This window comes from Bifidobacterium apis (genome assembly GCF_036986835.1).
Classification (GTDB): Bacteria; Actinomycetota; Actinomycetes; order Actinomycetales; family Bifidobacteriaceae; genus Bombiscardovia; species Bombiscardovia apis_A.
The window spans coordinates 170,964-184,291 of record NZ_BTXD01000003.1 but is presented as its reverse complement, the minus strand read 5'-3'; the positions used below and the strand labels follow the sequence as shown (position 1 = coordinate 184,291).

Genomic DNA, 13,328 nt, shown 5'->3' with positions numbered 1-13,328 from the left:
ATCGAACAGGAACGGGCACCCCTGCAAGACCCCTATTAACAACCCGACCTATTAACAACCACCCAACACGCTTACAGCCACAAGGCCAAACCCCCAACATAAACAACGCGTTTAGTTCCTATAGCCCACCGATCAGCTGTATTAATCAAAACAACGATTCAAGCCACGCACGGATTTGCAAATCTTCTATGCAATAGCACATTTCAATAAATGTAGAAAGCAGGGAAGATACGAATCACAATAGCCCCAACGACGTGGAATCGAGTGTCCGGAACGGGAGTTGAACCCGTACGCCTGTATATATATAGGCACTAGCACCTCAAGCTAGCGCGTCTACCATTCCGCCACCCGGACAGGTGCGTAATCGCAACGGAGATAATCATAGCATCTCAGGCGGCATCGTGCACTGGGCGATTGGGGGAGCGTGTCGTCGCGGAGAGTGCTTTTCGGCGGCGGGCTGTAGCCTAACACCATGACTGCACCCCTCTTCCTGCTGGATCCCGACCACGATGATTCCCCACTGGCCAGCGATGAGCTCCATACCGGCTGGCGCCTGACCCTGCCCGAGCACATTCGTCGCCATGCCCTGGGCTCCATGAGGCTGAAGAATGGGGACCAGCTGGATCTTTCTGACGGGGGCGGACTGCGCATCAGAGCCCTGGTAAGGGATGCCTCGACCGGCCTGGTGGAGGTCACCGCTGTGGGGCGGCAGGCGCCTCCCAAGAAGGAACTGATTCTTGTTCAGGCCCTGGCCAAGGGCGGCAGCGACGAGCAGGCCATCGATATGGCCACCCAGATTGGAGTGGATCAGGTCATGCCTTGGCAGGCTGATCGGTCCATAGCCAAATGGAGGCCGGGCCGCAACGACCGGCACTGGCAGGCCACATTGGATGCAGCCACTGAGCAGAGCCGGAGGGCCTACCGTCCTCGACTGCTGGACAAGGTGGACAGCCGTGGTCTTGCCTCCTGGTGCCGGAAGGCGACTGATCAGGGATGCCTGGTCCTGGTCCTGCACCAGGATGCCGACCTTGGGTGGGATGCGGTCCGCAAGCGCGTAGACGAGCTTCCAGCGAGCTCGCCTGTTGCCGTGGTTGTGGGCCCGGAAGGCGGGATTGCCGACCAGGAGGTTCAGACCATGATGAGGGAGGGAGCCCTGGCAGTTCGGCTGGGCGGCAATATTCTCCGGGCCGCTCTTGCCGGACCTGTGGCCATGACCCTGCTGGCGGACATGCTGGGTCGTTGGTAGTCGGAAGCCCCTGAGCCCAGCGCATGAAGTCGCGCGCAATATACAACCTCGACAATAAGATGGAAAACAGCGAAAACGCCAAAAACAGCAATGCCGGCAAAGAATTAAGGAGTGGTCATGAGCGATGACGATCGACAGGAGGACTGCATTTTCTGCAGAATCGTGGCAGGGAAGGTCCCCAGCGAGAAGGTCTATGAGGATGAGACCGTCTACGCTTTCAAGGATGCCAACCCCAAGGCCGCCGTCCATGTCCTGATCGTCCCGCGTCACCACTACGCGTCGGTGGCTGAATTGGCCAAGGCTGATCCTGACACCCTGGCCCACATCGTCCAGGTGGCACAACAGATTGCCGACCAGGACTTCCATGGAGCCTACCGACTGATCTTCAACACAGGGGAGGATGCCGGACAATCGGTCTTCCACGTCCACGCCCACGTCCTGACCGGACAGGTGCTGCCCGAGTGAGGCCCATGTTCACCATCGTCGTCGTGCAGGAAGGGAATCCGTGGCGGTAACTACGCGAACCCTGGAGATTCCTGAGGGGATCGACCCGGTTCAGGTGTTGGGGCCGGAGGATGCAGTCATCGACAGGATCGGGCGCGCCTTCCCGGCAGTGTCCATCCTGGTTCGGGGCAACCGGATCGTGCTGCGGGCCCAGGACCGGCAGGGCGACGTTCAGGCGGCCCAGATCCGGGACCTGCTGTCTGAACTCATGCAGACTGCCGATCAGGTTCCCCTGGATGCCGATCAGGTGGGGCGAATACTGGATCACCGTCGCTTGGGGACTGCCCCCGCAACTGCGGCTGACTACTCCCGTCCAGAAGGGCAGAAAATTACAGACCGCAAAATGCAAGACCGCGATACTCAGGACCGCAATACGACAGACCATACTTCTGTAGACCGTAATTATCATGAGACAGCCATTGCCGAGTCGGAGGCGAGCAACACGCTGGAAGGCGGCGACCAACCCCGCCAGGCAGCTCCTGCTGCTCTTCGTCGCCGCCCCCTGACCCAGGCCTCCAAGGGTCCGATCAGGCCCAAGACCGCTGGCCAGTCCGCCTATGTGGCCGCCATTGAAACGCATACCATTACCTTTGGCGTCGGACCGGCCGGCACCGGCAAGACCTATCTGGCGGTGGCCAAGGCCGTTCAGGAATTCCGGGCCGGGCGTATCGGGCGAATCATTCTGACCAGGCCTGCCGTGGAGGCGGGGGAGAGTCTGGGCTTCCTGCCCGGCACCCTCAATGAAAAGGTCGACCCCTATCTGCGGCCCCTCTACGATGCCCTGGCCGACATGCTGGGCACCTCAAGGCTCCACCGGCTTCTGGCCGACGAGACCATTGAGGTGGCTCCGCTGGCCTACATGCGAGGGCGGACACTGAACGATGCCTTTGTCATTCTGGATGAGGCGCAGAACACCACCCGCAGGCAGATGAAGATGTTTCTGACCCGTCTGGGCTTCAACACCAAGATGGTCATCACCGGCGACGTCACCCAGGTCGATCTGGGCGGGCCAGCATCTGGTCTGGCAACCATTGAAGGGGTGTTGCACGGCATCGACGACATTGCCTTCGTACACCTGCAGGCGGCCGACGTAGTGCGCAATCGGCTGGTCGGGCAGATTGTCCGGGCCTATGACCGCGCAGATCAAGCCCGCAGCCGTGGACGGGAGCAGGCATGAGCGTAGAGGTGACCAACGAGACCCAGTGGCTGATCGACGCCAAGACCTTCTCCGATCTGGGGGTTTGGGTGCTGGACCAGATGCGGGTGAGCACCCAGTCCGACATGACCATCATCTTCAACGATCCCGAGCCCATGGCGGTGCTGCACGAGCGTTGGATGAACCTGGCCGGGCCAACCGATGTCATGAGCTTCCCTATGGACGAGCTGCGCCCCGGAGACGAGAACCATCGGCAGGAGGGCATCCTGGGCGACATTGTCATCTGCCCCTGGGTGGCGGCCCAGCAGGCTCTGGCAGCAGGTCATTCCACAATGGAGGAGATGCTGCTGCTGGCCATCCACGGCACCCTGCATCTGCTGGGATACGACCACGCCAGCAGGGAACAGGAGGCGCAGATGTTCGGTCTGCAACGCCAACTCTTGCTGACCTTCCTGGCCCTTCGCCAGGGGCCCATTGCGGATGCCGCACTGCCGGCCGGGGCCACCAATGCCATGGAAATCTACGAGCGGTACGGCCGTGATGCCCACCGGAGAGGCAAATCCCATGAGTGAGCAGACCATCGCTGCCCTGGTGGTCATGGTTCTGGCCGTCATCGCCCTGGTCGTGCTCTCCCTGGCGTTGGCAGAGGCCCAGGGGGCGCTCAATCGGGTGACCAGGTCCAGCCTCAACAATTTGATTTTGGGCCTGCAGACCGACCAGGAGCTCAGCCAGTTCTCCAGAATGAAGCGGATTGACCGCATTCATCGGGCACAGAGTCTGATTTCCCAACGGCAGGTGACAGGCAGCGCCTGTGCCTTTTTCCGCATCATCTGCGACATCATGGTCGGCGTCCTGGTGGCTTGTATGGCTGCTCTTGGCGGCCTGCCCTTCTGGGAGCAACTGCTGTGCGGAGTGGTCATGGCCATCCTGGTGGCTGCCATCTCCGTCACCCTGGGTCCGCATGGCCGCTCCCGCCAGCCCATGGAAGCATTGCTTAAGCACGTCCGGCTGGTCGGGCTGGCTGTTCTCCTGACGCCTTTCAAGCGTCGGCGGCAGGCTGAAGCCAGTGCCCGCATAAACCATCGCGGCGACCTTTCCGACGATGAGGAACTGGAGAAGATCCAGATCGAGCAGGGCCGTGCCATGGTCGACCAGTTGGTGGAGGCCGGCGCCTTCGATCCTGAAATCTCCGAGATGCTGAAGAACGTGCTGACCCTGTCGACCACGCTGACCCGCGAGATCATGGTCCCTCGTACAGACATGATCTGCATTTCCAAGGACGCAAGTCTGGATTCGGCCCTGAAGCTCTTCTCCCGGTCGGGGTTCTCCCGCATACCTGCCATTGGTGATGACGTGGATGACCTGGTCGGCATCGTCTACTTGAAGGATGTGGTCCGGGCCCTGGCCTTCAGCCACAAGGGCGACAGATCGGTCGCCTCCATCATTCGTCGGCCTGTTCTGGTGCCTGAATCAAAGCCGGTGGACGATCTCTTCCACTACATGCAGCGCTCCCGCCACCACCTGGCCGTGGTTGTGGACGAGTACGGGGGCATCGCCGGTCTGGTCACCATTGAGGACGCCATCGAGCAGATCGTGGGCGAGCTGGAGGACGAGCACGACCGGGTCCAGCATGACGAGCCCAAGCAGATCGGCCTGCACACCTGGCAGCTGCCGGTCCGCACGCCCATCGCCGACCTGGAGGAACTCTACGAGATCACCATCGACGAGGACGATGTGGATACGGTGTATGGACTGCTGACCAAGCTGCTGGGTTCCGTACCCGTCTCAGGCTCATCGGCAGTGACCCGGGGAATCAGGTTGACTGCGGGCGAAGCCGTGGGTCGCCGCAAGAAGATCGCCACCATCGTGGTCGAGCCAGCCAACGGATCCAGCATCGCCCTTGAGGACGGCGCGGAGCAAGAAGACCAACAGACCAACGGGGATCAACCCGAGCAGGACAGTCAGGAGAATTCATGACCAAGGAAGAACACAGCGATGCCAAGGCGCCGGTCCACCGATCGGGCTTCGTGGCGGTAGTGGGCCGACCCAATGTGGGCAAGTCCACGCTCATGAACGCCCTGGTGGGCAGACCCATCGCCATAGCTTCCTCAAGGCCGGAGACCACCCGCAAGGCCATCCGGGGTATCATGACCCGTCCCGAGGCCCAGGTGGTCCTGGTCGACACCCCAGGCATCCACCGTCCGCGCACCCTGTTGGGCCAGCGGCTCAACGACGTGGTGGAGGCCTCCCTGTCGGATGTGGATGCCATTGCCTTTTTGTTGCCGGCCGACCAGGCCATAGGCCCTGGCGACCGTCGCATTTTGAGTCGGCTGCGGTCCGACTTCGCCCGCAAGGATAAGGACGGCAAGTGGATCTGGCGAAAGCCGCTGATCGCCGTAGTGACCAAGATTGACCAGCTGAGCAAGGGTCAGCTGGTGGACAAGCTGCTGGAGATCGGCGCCTTTGCCGACTTCTCCCAGATTGTTCCGGTCAGCGCCCTGGAGGCTGACAACGTGGACGAAGTGGCACAGGTTTTGATTGATGCCATGCCCGAGGGCCCTCAGCTCTATCCCGACGATCAGCTGACCGAGGAACGTCCCGAGGACATGATCGCCGAGCTGGTACGCGGAGCCTACCTGGAGGAGCTCGACGACGAGCTACCGCACTCCCTGGCCGTCCGTGTGGAGTCCATCGAGCCGGATCCAGAGGGCGGGCGCGACACTGTCCATATAGGTATTTACGTAGAGCGCGACTCCCAGAAGCCCATTGTCATAGGGCGGGGAGCCGAGCACCTGGTGCGGGTGAAGAAGAAGCTGCGTACCGCCGTCAACCGGACCATGGGCCGTAAGGTCCGGTTGGACCTGCACGTCAAGGTGGCCCGCAACTGGCAGACCGATCCCAAGCAGCTGGAGCGCCTGGGGTTCTGATCGTGCTCAGCGGCGGGGTGCCGGGGTGCGCTTGGCCGTGTACATCCGGGTGTTCAGCAGGTCGGCGTAGCGCTCGATGACCTTGGGCCGGATCACCTTCATGGATGGTGTCATCAGTCCGTTGTCCTGGGTGAACTCCTCGGGCAGGATGATGAACTTGCGCACTGATTCGGCTCGTGAGACGCCCTCGTTGGCCCGGTCCACATATTCCTGGACCTCGGCCCGGACCACGGCGTTCTGAGCCGCCTCCTGCAGGGACATGTTGCGGTCCAGTCCCTTGGAGGCCAACCAGGGCCGCAAGGCGGACTCGTTCAGGGTGACCAGGGCGGAAATGAAGGGACGTTTGTCACCCAGCACCAGGGCCTGGGAGACGATCTCGGAGCGTTCGATGACTTCCTCGATGGGCCTGGGGGAGACGTTCTTGCCGCCGGCTGTGATGATCAGGTCCTTCTTGCGCCCGGTCAGGAAGAGGAACCCGTCACGGGAGAGCCGTCCCAGGTCGCCGGTGGCGTACCAGCCGTCCTCGGTGAAGGAATCGCGGGTGGCCTCCTCATTCTTGTGGTAGCGGTGGAATACGCAGACGCCCTTGATCTGTACTTCGCCGTCCGAGGCGATGCGGATGGTGAATCCCGGGAAGGGGATGCCCACCGAGCCCCTGTGGTAAGGGGTGCCCAGGGGGTTGAAGGCGCAGGGTGCTGTGGTCTCGGTCAGACCGTAGCCCTCATAGACCGGAACATTGGACCCGCGGAAGAATCCAAGCAGCTCCGGGTCCAGGGGTGCGCCCCCTGAGACGATCCACTTGGCCCGTCCGCCCAGGACCTGGCGCAAAGAAGAGTAGACCAGCGGGTCGTAGAAGGCTCGCCGCAGGGCGCTGCGCTTGGTCGGCCAGCCCTGGCGGGAGATGTCCTCCATGTAGGTGCGTGCCGCCCGTGCCGCTCCGTTGAAGATTCTGCCCTTGATGCCGTGCCCGGCCTTCTGGGAGGCGGCGTTGTAGACCTTCTCAAAGACCCTGGGCACGCCGATGATGACCGTGGGCTTGGACTCCTGCAGGTCGGACAGCAGGGTGGCCAGCCCGGAGGAGATGTATACGTGCATGGTCCCGTAGACGACCCCGTAGCTGATGGCCCGGGCGAAGGTATGGGCCTGGGGCAGGAAGAGCAGGATGGATCCATCCGGGTCGTGGGTCAGATTGGGGATGAAGGCGTTCAGGTTCCTGGCCAGCTGGCAATAGTGCTCATGGGTCATCTCCACACCCTTGGGCGCCGCTGTGGAACCGGAGGTGTAGACGATGGAGCAGAGGTCGGTCTTGCGGATGGAGTTGATCCGCTCGTCAAGTTCGGCGTCGCTGACCGACTCCCCATAGGCCTGCAACTCCTGCAGGGCACCGGACTCCAGGCAGGCGATCCGCTCCAGGGTGGGGCACTCCTTGTCGGCCCCCTCGGCCTTGGCCCGCATCTCGGCTGTCTGCACAACCAGCAGCCTGGCATCGGAGTTGTTGACGATGAATCGGATCTGTTCGGCCGAATCGGTGTCGTAGATGGTCGCGATGACCCCGCCGATGGACAGGACCGCGGCATCAACGATGTCCCACTCGTAGCTGGTCCTGCACATGAAGGCCACGGCATCGCCCTTCTTCAGCCCGTAGTGCAAAAAGCCCTTGGCGGTGGTTCTGATGTCGTGCAGGATCTCCCGGCCGGTCCGGTAGGTCCAGCTGCCGTTCTCCACAAAGTGCAGCACCGGCTGGTCGGGGGTGCGGCGGGCCCGGTCGGCGTAGATGTCATAGACGGTCATGTCGTCAGGCACCGGACCCATGCCGGCGGTGGTGGCCGAAAGCAGTCCCGAGGCCGGATCCATGCGCGTGGTGGTGGCGTAGTCAGCCGACCAGAAATGCGTATTTGGCAGAGCCAGCGAATCCTCGGCGGCCCGGGGGGCAGCCTGCGACAAATCCGCATTCTCCTCGCCAGTCGGTCCCTCCCCATGACCCACCTGGTGTGCCACAAAAGATTTGACCGATGCTAGTAACGACACGTTGTCTCCTTCAATAATCGCGGGATATGTCCAGAATACCCGCCTACTTGGAGAAGAGCGGGCCCGGTGCTAAAGTAGGTACGTTGCTTTGGCGAGGGAGGCTTTTCGGCCTCCGTTATCGACTCGGCTGGATCATCGGCGGCCTTTCCTTATGGGCGGTCCGGAATCCGACGCGGCGATGCGCCAGGACCGGCCCAGGTCGGTCTTGAGGAACCACTCAAGGAAGGAAGCCAACATGGCTAACACAATTAAGCTCGAGGGCGAAGTCCGCGATCAATTCGGCAAGGGGGCGGCACGCCGTATGCGCGTGGCCCAGCAGATTCCAGCCACCATCTACGCCGGCGGCGCCCAGCCCGACTACATCAAGCTGCCCATGCGCGAGACCACTCTGGCCCTGCGCCGCGCCAACGCCCTCTTCTCCATCAGCTTCGGTGGACAGACCAAGACGGCCGTGGTCAAGGACGTGCAGCGCAACCCGGTCAAGCGCCAGGTGGAGCACATCGACTTCTATGAGGTCCGCGCCGGCGAGAAGGTCACCGTTGAGGTACCTGTCTTCGTCAGCGGCGAGACCAAGGGCGCTGCCGTGGCCCTGATCGACACCCAGAACCTGCAGGTCCGGGCTGACGTGTCCAACCTGCCCGAGCGCATTGACATCAGCGTTGAGGGGCTGGCCGAAGGCGACAAGATCCTGGCCAAGGACATCAAGCTGCCCGAGGGCTCCGAGCTGGTCATCGACGATATGGAGGAATCCATCGTCTCCGTTGAGATCCCCAAGGAGGAGAGCCTGGAGACCCCCACCGAGGAGACCGAACAGGCCGATACGGAAGCTGCTCCGGAGGCCGACGCCCAGAGCGAGTGAGCCCGAAGTTTCGATTTGCAAGGCCGTGGGATCATCACGATCCCACGGCCTTTTTGTCTAAGACGGTCACAATGCGAAATGCGCCGGACAGGTCAAGGCCTGCCTATGCGATAGTTCGGGTACCGGGCATCGCCATAAGCATCGCACCCGAGCATCCAAATACAGTAGCAAGAAGAAGTGGTAGATAATGGCAGAGCAATCACATCACGACCCGAAGGCACTCAATGAGTTGGCGGACGCTTTCAAGGTCATTCCCAACGATCATCCCGCCTCTGACGAGGAGCGTGCCCGGCTGATTGACAAGCCCGCCTTCGGCCAGCTCTTCTCAGACAACATGACCCATATGGGATGGACTTCGGAAGGCGGCTGGGCGGACCGCAGGGTTGAGCCCTACGGACCGATCAACCTGGATCCAGGGGCTTCGGTGCTTCACTACGCCCAGGAGGCCTTCGAGGGACTCAAGGCCTACTACCACGACGACGGCTCCATCTGGCTCTTCCGGCCCGATGCCAATGCCCAGCGCTTCTACAACTCAGCCAAGCGTCTGGCCCTGCCCCCGCTTGAGCCCAATGATTTCCTGGGCTCGGTCGCGGCCCTGGTCCGCCGTGACGCGGCCTGGGTGCCCAAGCGGCGTGAGTACACGCTCTATATGCGCCCCTATATGTTCGCCTCCGAGCCCTTCCTGGGCGTGCGCGCCCCGCATGCGGTGGACTATTGCGTCATCGCCTCGCCCTCGGGGCCCTACTTTGCCGGCGGCGTCAAGCCGGTCAGCATCTGGGTGGAGGACAAGTGGTTCCGCACCGGCCCCGGCGGCACCGGCTTCGCCAAGTGCGGCGGCAACTATGCGGCCTCCCTGCTGGGCGAGAACCGCGGCGCAGAGCACGGCTGCCAGCAGGTCTGCTTCGTTGATGCTGCCACCAAGACCTACCTGGAGGAGCTGGGCGGCATGAACATGTTCACCGTCCACAAGGACGGACACCTGGAGACCCCCAGCCTGACCGGAACCATTCTGCCCGGCGTCACCCGCAACTCCTTGATTGCTCTGGCCCAGGATCACGGTCGTGACGTGGTGGAGACCATGATCCGTCTGGACACCCTGCTGGACGATATCCGCTCCGGCGAGGTCACCGAGGTCTTCGCCTGCGGGACCGCCGCCATCATCACCCCGATCGGGCGTTTCAAGTCCGAGAACTTCGACGTTCAGGTGGCCGACGGCGGCTCGGGCAAGGTCACCATGGACTTCCGCAACGAGCTCCTGGGCATCCAGCTGGGCGAGATCGAGGATCCGCACGACTGGATGTGGAAGGTCTGCTGAGCGCTGACCTCATTCCTGCCTGACAGGTTTTGAGATAAGGCGGCTTCAGGGCAGCACTTAGCCCTGAAGCCGCCTTTTGTCATCTTTGTGGCCTTGCGCACATCACCGGCCTGTTCCGCTGTGTGCTTGGCTAATCTATAGACAGACTTGAGTGAGAACCTGTTCCGGAAGGAGAAGCGCGGGATGAAGACGGCCTTGGAGGGGAACCTGATCTTCATGGTCATCGAGTACCTGGGCATCTTGAGCTGTGGGCTTTCGGGCGGTCTGGCTGCCGTGCGCAAGGGCTACGACATCATCGCTATTCTGCTGGTCTCCTGGATCAGTGCCCTGGGCGGCGGGGTGGTCCGTGACGTTCTTCTGGGTCAGGTGCCGCCCAGTGGCATCACCGACAAGGGCTCGGTCATCGTCACCCTGGCTTCCGGCCTGGTAGTGGCTGTCGCCCATCCCGAAATCAGCCGTATGACCTGGTCCATGCTGGTCACCGATGCCATGGCCCTGGGATCCTTCGCCGTCAACGGGACAGCCAAGGCCCTGATGTGTGGAACCGGCGGCATGACGGCCATCTTCATGGGCATGGCAACGGCCCTGGTCGGCGGTCTGCTGCGAGACATCCTGCTCAACCAGGTGCCTGCGGTCATCCAGGACCAGCACTGGTACGCGCTGCCTTCCCTGATCGGTTGCCTGCTGACCCTGGCTTCCACGCGCGCTCAGCAGCATGGGCTCTATCCGGTCCGGGTCGACATGATCCTGGACCTAGCCATTGTGGCCCTGGTGGTCGTCCTGCGCATCATCTCGGTAAAATTCGATATCCTGGTGCCTGGGGCAGTGGACCGGCACTCGGCCCGACTCCCACTCAGTGACGCCCAGCTGGCCAGGGCCATCCGTCACCTGATGCATGGCCGGTCGAACATCAGCGTCACCATCAAGCACACCGACGAGGACCCGGATACCAAAAAGGGCCGGTGATCCAAGCGCTTGGATCACCGGCCCCCATAGGGCACCCGGTTCAGAGGGCGTTGACGGCGTTGGCCAGACCGGACTTGCGGTTGGCGGCCTGGTTGCGGTGAATCACACCCTTGCCGGCAGCCTTGTCCAGACGGCGGGCGGCCACCTGGTAGGCAGCCTGAGCGGCCTCCTTGTCACCGGCATCCACGGCCTTGCGCACGGAACGCACGGAGGTCTTGATTGCGCTCTTGACCTCCTTGTTGCGCAGGTGCGCCTTTTCGTTGGTGATGACCCGCTTCTTCTGCGACTTGATGTTTGCCAATGTTGCTCCAAACGATGAATGTATCTGTACAGACAACCCACCATAGTAGCACCCGACCGGGAGAAGAATCCGCCAGAGGCGGGCGCTTCGGCCCAGGGCATCGTCTAGAATCGTTAGACCAGACGTACGTGAGGAGAGCAGACCGGTGCAGGAAGCCAAGAACCAACCAGGATTCACCGACCAATCGCTAATCCGTAATTTCTGCATCATCGCCCACATCGATCACGGCAAATCCACGGTGGCCGACCGGATTCTGCAACTGAGCGGGATCGTGCCCAAGCGCGAGATGCACGACCGGTTCCTGGACAGGATGGACATCGAGCAGGAGCGCGGCATCACCATCAAGTCCCAGGCCGTTCGCCTGCCCTGGGTCAAGGACGGCATTGAATACACCCTGGGCATGATCGACACCCCAGGCCACGTGGACTTCACCTATGAGGTCTCCCGGGCCCTGGAGGCCTGCGAGGGGGCGGTCCTGCTTGTGGACGCCACCCAGGGCATCGAGGCGCAGACCCTCTCAAACTTATACATGGCCCTGGAGGACGACCTGACCATCATCCCCGTGCTCAACAAGATCGACCTGCCCTCGGCCGAGCCGGACAAGCACGCTGAGGAGATCGCCAACCTGATCGGCTGCTCCACGGACGAGGTGCTGCGGGTATCGGGCAAGACCGGCGAAGGTGTCCGCGAACTGGTGGACCGTATCGTGGACCAGATACCTGCCCCCAAGGGGGATCCCAAGGCCCCGGCACGAGCACTGATCTTCGACTCGGTCTACGACTCCTACCGGGGAATAGTCACCTACATCAGGATGGTGGACGGCGAGCTCAAGGAACGTCAGAAGATCCGCATGATGGGCCGGGGGACCGTGCATGACCCCATCGAGCTGGGCGTGATCAGCCCGGACATGACACCCACCAAGGCCCTGGGTGCCGGCGAGGTCGGCTACGTGATCACCGGCGTCAAGGACGTCAGCCAGTCCAAGGTGGGCGACACGGTCACCACCGAGGCCAATCCCGCCAAGGAGCCCCTGCCCGGCTACCAGGATCCCCAGCCCATGGTCTATTCCGGGCTCTTCCCCATCGACAACGCCCAGTTCCCCGAGCTGCGCGACGCCCTGGACAAGCTCAAGCTCAACGATGCCGCCCTGGTTTACGAGCCGGAGACCTCCGTGGCCCTGGGCTTCGGCTTCCGCTGCGGCTTCCTGGGGCTGCTGCACATGGAGATCGTCACCGAGCGCCTGAGCAGGGAGTTCGGCATGGACCTGATCGCCACGGCCCCCAACGTCACCTACCAGGTGACCATGGAGGACGGCAGCGAGCACACGGTGACCAACCCCAGCGAGTTCCCCGACGGCAAGGTCCGTCAGATTCTGGAGCCTGTGGTCAGCGCCGACATCATCACCCCCAAGGAGTTCATCGGACCGGTCATGGAGTTATGCCAGGACCATCGCGGGCAGATGGGGACCATGGAGTATCTGAGTCCCGAGCGCGTCGAGATGCACTACAGGATGCCCCTGGCCGAGATCGTCTTCGACTTCTTCGACCAGCTGAAGAGCCGGACCAAGGGATACGCCAGCCTGGACTACCAGCCCGACGGCACCCAGTCCGCTGACCTGGTCAAGGTGGACATCCTCATCCAGGGGGAGAAAATCGACGCCTTCTCGGCCATCGTCCATAAGGACAAGGCCTACGCCTACGGGGTGATGATGACCAAGAAGCTGCGCAAGCTGATTCCGCGCCAGCAGTTCGAGATCCCTATCCAGGCGGCCATAGGGTCGCGAATCATCGCCCGGGAGACCATCAGCGCCCTGCGCAAGGATGTGCTGGCCAAGTGCTACGGGGGCGACATCACCCGCAAGCGCAAGCTGCTGGAGAAGCAGAAGGCCGGCAAGAAGCGCATGAAGATGCTGGGCCATGTCGAGGTGCCCCAGGAGGCCTTCATTGCCGCCCTGAGCACGGGCCAGGCCCAGGATCGGGACACCAAGGACAAGATCCGGGCCGCCGCCAAGAAGGAGGGCTGAACG

General features: G+C 62.4%; 12 protein-coding genes and 1 tRNA gene. 10 read left to right on the top strand and 3 right to left on the bottom strand.

The window, feature by feature from the left end:
• Positions 1-265 precede the first annotated feature (265 nt).
• A tRNA-Leu gene (locus tag AACP62_RS07740) sits at positions 266-354 on the bottom strand.
• A 118-nt stretch (positions 355-472) separates the two neighbouring features.
• Between AACP62_RS07740 and AACP62_RS07735 the strand changes: the two genes are divergently transcribed.
• The 6 genes from AACP62_RS07735 to era all read left to right on the top strand — a co-directional run bounded on the left by AACP62_RS07735 (position 473) and on the right by era (position 5,833).
• Complete coding sequence (locus AACP62_RS07735) at positions 473-1,246, top strand: 16S rRNA (uracil(1498)-N(3))-methyltransferase (RefSeq protein WP_029678762.1); 774 nt, start codon at positions 473-475, stop codon at positions 1,244-1,246.
• 117 nt (positions 1,247-1,363) lie between these two features.
• The gene (locus AACP62_RS07730; RefSeq protein WP_198184220.1) at positions 1,364-1,711 is read left to right on the top strand and encodes a histidine triad nucleotide-binding protein; all 348 of its coding nucleotides are present in this window, start codon (positions 1,364-1,366) and stop codon (positions 1,709-1,711) included.
• Positions 1,712-1,751: 40 nt separating this feature from the next.
• The gene (locus tag AACP62_RS07725; RefSeq protein WP_029678764.1) at positions 1,752-2,927 is read left to right on the top strand and encodes a PhoH family protein; all 1,176 of its coding nucleotides are present in this window, start codon (positions 1,752-1,754) and stop codon (positions 2,925-2,927) included.
• Entirely contained in the window at positions 2,924-3,478 is a 555-nt protein-coding gene (ybeY, locus tag AACP62_RS07720) for an rRNA maturation RNase YbeY (protein ID WP_029678765.1), read from the top strand. The genes AACP62_RS07725 and ybeY overlap by 4 nt, the downstream gene beginning before the upstream one ends.
• The gene (locus AACP62_RS07715) at positions 3,471-4,883 is read left to right on the top strand and encodes a hemolysin family protein (protein ID WP_198184218.1); all 1,413 of its coding nucleotides are present in this window, start codon (positions 3,471-3,473) and stop codon (positions 4,881-4,883) included. Before ybeY ends, AACP62_RS07715 begins: the two co-directional genes overlap by 8 nt.
• Positions 4,880-5,833, top strand: coding sequence for a GTPase Era (gene era, locus AACP62_RS07710; RefSeq protein ID WP_198184217.1), 954 nt, complete (start codon positions 4,880-4,882; stop codon positions 5,831-5,833). Before AACP62_RS07715 ends, era begins: the two co-directional genes overlap by 4 nt.
• Positions 5,834-5,839: 6 nt before the next feature.
• On the opposite strand, the gene AACP62_RS07705 is transcribed toward era, so the two are convergent.
• On the bottom strand, positions 5,840-7,831 hold the full coding sequence (locus tag AACP62_RS07705) for an AMP-dependent synthetase/ligase (protein WP_415873659.1): 1,992 nt from the start codon (positions 7,829-7,831) through the stop codon (positions 5,840-5,842).
• A 265-nt stretch (positions 7,832-8,096) separates the two neighbouring features.
• On the opposite strand from AACP62_RS07705, the gene AACP62_RS07700 reads away from it, so the two are divergent.
• From AACP62_RS07700 to AACP62_RS07690, 3 genes are all read left to right on the top strand, one after another.
• On the top strand, positions 8,097-8,720 hold the full coding sequence (locus AACP62_RS07700) for a 50S ribosomal protein L25/general stress protein Ctc (protein WP_029678769.1): 624 nt from the start codon (positions 8,097-8,099) through the stop codon (positions 8,718-8,720).
• 187 nt (positions 8,721-8,907) lie between these two features.
• Positions 8,908-10,035 carry a branched-chain amino acid aminotransferase gene (locus AACP62_RS07695; protein ID WP_029678770.1) on the top strand — a complete coding sequence of 376 codons (1,128 nt, stop codon included), beginning with the start codon at positions 8,908-8,910 and terminating at the stop codon, positions 10,033-10,035.
• A gap of 183 nt (positions 10,036-10,218) precedes the next feature.
• Positions 10,219-11,001: a trimeric intracellular cation channel family protein gene (locus AACP62_RS07690; RefSeq protein WP_198206240.1), complete on the top strand. Its 783-nt coding sequence runs from the start codon at positions 10,219-10,221 to the stop codon at positions 10,999-11,001.
• A 40-nt stretch (positions 11,002-11,041) separates the two neighbouring features.
• On the opposite strand, the gene rpsT is transcribed toward AACP62_RS07690, so the two are convergent.
• Positions 11,042-11,302, bottom strand: a complete 261-nt coding sequence (gene rpsT / locus AACP62_RS07685; RefSeq protein ID WP_015021872.1) for a 30S ribosomal protein S20 — start codon at positions 11,300-11,302, stop codon at positions 11,042-11,044.
• Between the two features lie 145 nt (positions 11,303-11,447).
• On the opposite strand from rpsT, the gene lepA reads away from it, so the two are divergent.
• A complete protein-coding gene (lepA, locus tag AACP62_RS07680) occupies positions 11,448-13,325 on the top strand; it encodes a translation elongation factor 4 (RefSeq protein ID WP_198206241.1) in 1,878 nt (625 codons plus the stop codon).
• The last annotated feature ends 3 nt before the right edge of the window (positions 13,326-13,328 follow it).

Excerpts from the sequence above, each read along its gene's own strand:
- AACP62_RS07735 (WP_029678762.1), top strand. The coding sequence starts at position 473 with ATGACTGCACCCCTCTTCCTGCTGGATCCCGACCACGATGATTCCCCA.
- AACP62_RS07730 (WP_198184220.1), top strand. The coding sequence starts at position 1,364 with ATGAGCGATGACGATCGACAGGAGGACTGCATTTTCTGCAGAATCGTG.
- ybeY (WP_029678765.1), top strand. The coding sequence starts at position 2,924 with ATGAGCGTAGAGGTGACCAACGAGACCCAGTGGCTGATCGACGCCAAG.
- AACP62_RS07715 (WP_198184218.1), top strand. The coding sequence starts at position 3,471 with ATGAGTGAGCAGACCATCGCTGCCCTGGTGGTCATGGTTCTGGCCGTC.
- era (WP_198184217.1), top strand. The coding sequence starts at position 4,880 with ATGACCAAGGAAGAACACAGCGATGCCAAGGCGCCGGTCCACCGATCG.
- AACP62_RS07700 (WP_029678769.1), top strand. The coding sequence starts at position 8,097 with ATGGCTAACACAATTAAGCTCGAGGGCGAAGTCCGCGATCAATTCGGC.
- AACP62_RS07695 (WP_029678770.1), top strand. The coding sequence starts at position 8,908 with ATGGCAGAGCAATCACATCACGACCCGAAGGCACTCAATGAGTTGGCG.
- AACP62_RS07690 (WP_198206240.1), top strand. The coding sequence starts at position 10,219 with ATGAAGACGGCCTTGGAGGGGAACCTGATCTTCATGGTCATCGAGTAC.